Annotated in this window: 5 protein-coding genes; 1 reads left to right on the forward strand and 4 read right to left on the reverse strand. The window is 50.0% G+C overall.

Features of this window, described 5'->3' with window-relative positions; genetic code table 11:
* Positions 1 to 872: sulfatase-like hydrolase/transferase (locus GC098_RS20710; protein ID WP_171645153.1), on the reverse strand; the 872-nt coding region annotated here is incomplete at its 3' end.
* Positions 873 to 986: 114 nt separating this feature from the next.
* Here GC098_RS20710 and GC098_RS20715 point away from each other — a divergent pair.
* On the forward strand, positions 987 to 1,916 hold the full coding sequence (locus tag GC098_RS20715) for an AraC family transcriptional regulator (protein ID WP_171645154.1): 930 nt from the start codon (positions 987 to 989) through the stop codon (positions 1,914 to 1,916).
* 406 nt (positions 1,917 to 2,322) lie between these two features.
* On the opposite strand, the gene GC098_RS42005 is transcribed toward GC098_RS20715, so the two are convergent.
* The 3 genes from GC098_RS42005 to GC098_RS20725 form a co-directional block, all read right to left on the reverse strand.
* On the reverse strand, positions 2,323 to 2,607 hold the full coding sequence (locus GC098_RS42005) for an ATP-binding cassette domain-containing protein (RefSeq protein WP_512699017.1): 285 nt from the start codon (positions 2,605 to 2,607) through the stop codon (positions 2,323 to 2,325).
* Positions 2,516 to 3,088, reverse strand: coding sequence for an ABC transporter ATP-binding protein (locus GC098_RS42010; RefSeq protein ID WP_512699018.1), 573 nt, complete (start codon positions 3,086 to 3,088; stop codon positions 2,516 to 2,518). Before GC098_RS42010 ends, GC098_RS42005 begins: the two co-directional genes overlap by 92 nt.
* Positions 3,063 to 3,251, reverse strand: a 189-nt coding sequence (locus tag GC098_RS20725; protein WP_171645155.1) for a sigma-70 family RNA polymerase sigma factor, incomplete at its 5' end; no start/stop codon positions are given. The genes GC098_RS42010 and GC098_RS20725, both read right to left, overlap by 26 nt.

A 3,251-nucleotide genomic window follows, 5' to 3' on the forward strand; every position in this document is an offset into this window, starting at 1 on the left:
CTCATAAATATGATCAGCGTCTGTTCCCTCAGCCCGCGTTCCTCCAGCATGTCCATGATTTTGCCGATTCCGTGATCCATGGCGGTGATCGCCGCATAATAGCCGCGCAGCAGCTCTTTGCGGCGTTCCCCTTCCCCCTTTGGCGCCGTCCGGATCTGGTTCGGATGCGGTGGCAGCTCCGGCACTGACTCGAACGGGCATTCGTCGTACATGGCGACATATGATTCCGGATGCTCCGAACGGTCCCAAGGAGAATGAGGCGCCGTATAGTGGACGCTTAAATAGAACGGGGCTTCCTGCTGCGCCAGCTCATCCAAAAATTGCAGCGCGTGATCCGTGATAAGATCGGTTACGTATTCGTTCACGATCTTTACCTCTCCATTCTCCACGATGTCAGGCTTCATATAGGAGCAGCCTCCTCTTGCGATCGAGAACCAGCGCCCAAACCCTTTTTGCGGGACCGTGCTGTTGCCGAGATGCCATTTGCCGCTTAAAGCACAGGCATAATCGGCCTTGGCGAGCAACTCCGTATACGTCGGCTGCCCAGCCAAATATTCGACTGCCGTACGCTCATCGGCAAAAACAGGCTGTGTGCGCACCTCTTCCTGCAGCTCGCCGCAATTCACATTGCCGGAGCGGATCCAGTCATGAACGCCGTGCTGTGACGGAATTCGTCCGGTCATGATCGATGCCCGCGCAGGCGAACAAACCGGCGATGTGCAAAAAAAATGATCGAATCGCATCCCTTCGGCAGCGAGCCGATCGAGGTGGGGAGTGTGAACTTCGCTGTTTCCGGCACTGCCGAGCGCCCAGCTGCCCATATCGTCTGCGAGTATAAATACGATGTTCGGCTTCCATTTGACATTTTCCATTGTTCATCGATCCTTCCGCTTCTATTATTTCACGGTTCTTTCCTATCAATATAATATCATTTACAGAAATTCGAACCTATGACATTATTAACGATAGATTTGACATTTCTTACGATGAAGGAAAGAGAGGGCGATCCGCTGATGTTTATACTGCATCCTAATGCACAAAGACTCGAATTCAGTCTCCAGCCCAGATGGATCCGTCACATGGATAAGCCGCACGATTTCAGCTTCGGACCGGTCACCAATCCGTTCCCGGTATTCTGGCTCATACTGGACGGCACTCGTAACATTCAAATCGATGAAGAACAATACCATGTTCGCAAAGGCGATCTGATTGTGTTTCCGCCCGGCTTGCCCTACCGACTCCATACTGCAGAAGTCGGCAATAATGTTCGTTACTTATCGCTCAGTTGCAACTTGAGACTCGGACCGTTCGATTTCCATGAGTTGTATCCATTCCCGAAGATTACAGCTGTCTCCGACGGCGCTGTATTTGATGCGCTTGCCTCCCAATGGACGGAGTCAGCTGTTTGGTTCGAGCAATTCGCCGCACTTCATGAACAGCATGACGCGGAGGGAATTAACGGGAGGTCGCTGGACCTGAGCGTTTCGTTTACACTGCTACGCATTCAAGGAGCCTTGTATCAATGGTTCTCACAATTGATAAGCCTGCTGATACCTCAATTGCCGGAGCGGCTTCATGCAATTGATCCCCGTGTCGTGAATGCCTGCATCTATATGCAGTCGCATGTGCAGGAATGGATTCCGCTCGAAAAGCTGGCTGCTCAAGTCTATTTGAGCCCGAGCCATTTCAGCTACTTATTCCGGAATGCTCTCGGCCAACCGCCTGCTCAGTATTTACGGAATTACCGGATCGGGCTCGCTAAGGAGTTGCTTCTTCAGACATCTTGGTCCATCGGCGAAATCTCCCAGCGTGTAGGCTACGGCGAACTTAGCGAGTTCAGCCGCGCTTTTCGGAAATCTGCAGGGCAAAGCCCGCAAGACTACCGTCGGGAATGGCGGCATGCGGATTTCCGCTGAGCATCCGTTATCGGGAAAAACGGAATCTGCCGTTCCAAACCGCTTGATGCAGGAAGCTACAACCAGAGCGCCATGGTATAATTAGACATACTCGGGTTACGAGCTGAAGAAGAAGAAAAAAAACGGATGCATGACGAAAATAACAATAAATCTATTCAAGAAGAAATCAAAGGAGCGATGATCGCTTGTGTTAACAAGTTACTCCATTGGATCTTTGCCATGCTTAAACGAAAAGATTTAAACACCGTATTGGAGGGTTATTTGACATGCTCAGTACATAGTAATGCATCATCTTCCCCATTTTTCGGAAAATATTGACAAGATATTAGATGGTTTCTTATGCCTCTGTCTATGTGTAAAAAACAACAAACCGGCCCCCCATCGGAGTCCCGGTTCTAGCATCCACCTATCCAACTTCACTCAACCGCCCATCCCGAAAATGCACAACCCGCTTCGCCTGCTGCGCAATCGCGAGGTCATGCGTAATCAAAACAATCGTCCTGCCCTGCTCATTCAAGCTCTTAAAAATCTCCAATATCTCCGCACCAGTCATTGAATCCAGCGCACCTGTCGGCTCATCCGCGAGAATAATCTCCGGATCACCCGCCAGCGTTCGCGCAATCGCAACACGTTGCTGCTGTCCGCCCGACAGCTCTGAAGGGAAGTGCTTCCTCCGGTCTAATAAATCCACTGCTTCCAGTGCTTTGCATCACAAGTGGTTCACGCTGCTTCCTCGTCATCCCACGGTAAATCAGTGGAAGCTCGACATTCTCGTAAGCACTCAGTCTAGGCAACAGGTTAAAACTCTGAAAAACGAATCCGATCTTTCGATTCCGAATCTCGGCTAGCTGCGAATCCTTCAGAGAGTGAATCTGCTTTCCATCTAACCTATAGGCTCCTTCGTCCGATACATCCAAACATCCAATGATGTTCATTAACGTAGACTTTCCGGATCCAGACGGTCCCATTACAGCGACAAACTCACCCTGCTCGATATCTAACGAAATGTCATCTAACGCCCGAATCGTCTCTCCGCCCATATAATAAAATTTACTGACATGCTCGATCTGAATTAAGGCTGTCATTGTCTTCGCCCCCATTATCTGAAACCAAATAAATGAAGTCTGCGATATATAAACTGTGACCTTACCTCTTCGCCTTATAAAACTCATGATACAGCTTCATGAGTGCCCTTTTCTCAATCCGCGACACATACGAGCGGCTGATGCCCAGCTCCTTCGCAATCTCCCGCTGCGTCCGATCTTCCCCGCCAAGCTCCAACCCAAATCGCCCAACCACAACTTCCTTCTCGCGATCGTCCAAAATTTCCAAATT

Origin of the sequence: Paenibacillus phytorum (genome assembly GCF_013141715.1) — a bacterium.
Classification (GTDB): domain Bacteria; phylum Bacillota; class Bacilli; order Paenibacillales; family NBRC-103111; genus Paenibacillus_E; species Paenibacillus_E phytorum.

Coding starts and splice junctions, on each gene's coding strand:
- GC098_RS42010 (WP_512699018.1), bottom strand. CDS start 3,088: ATGAGTTTTATAAGGCGAAGAGGTAAGGTCACAGTTTATATATCGCAG.
- GC098_RS20715 (WP_171645154.1), top strand. CDS start 987: ATGAAGGAAAGAGAGGGCGATCCGCTGATGTTTATACTGCATCCTAAT.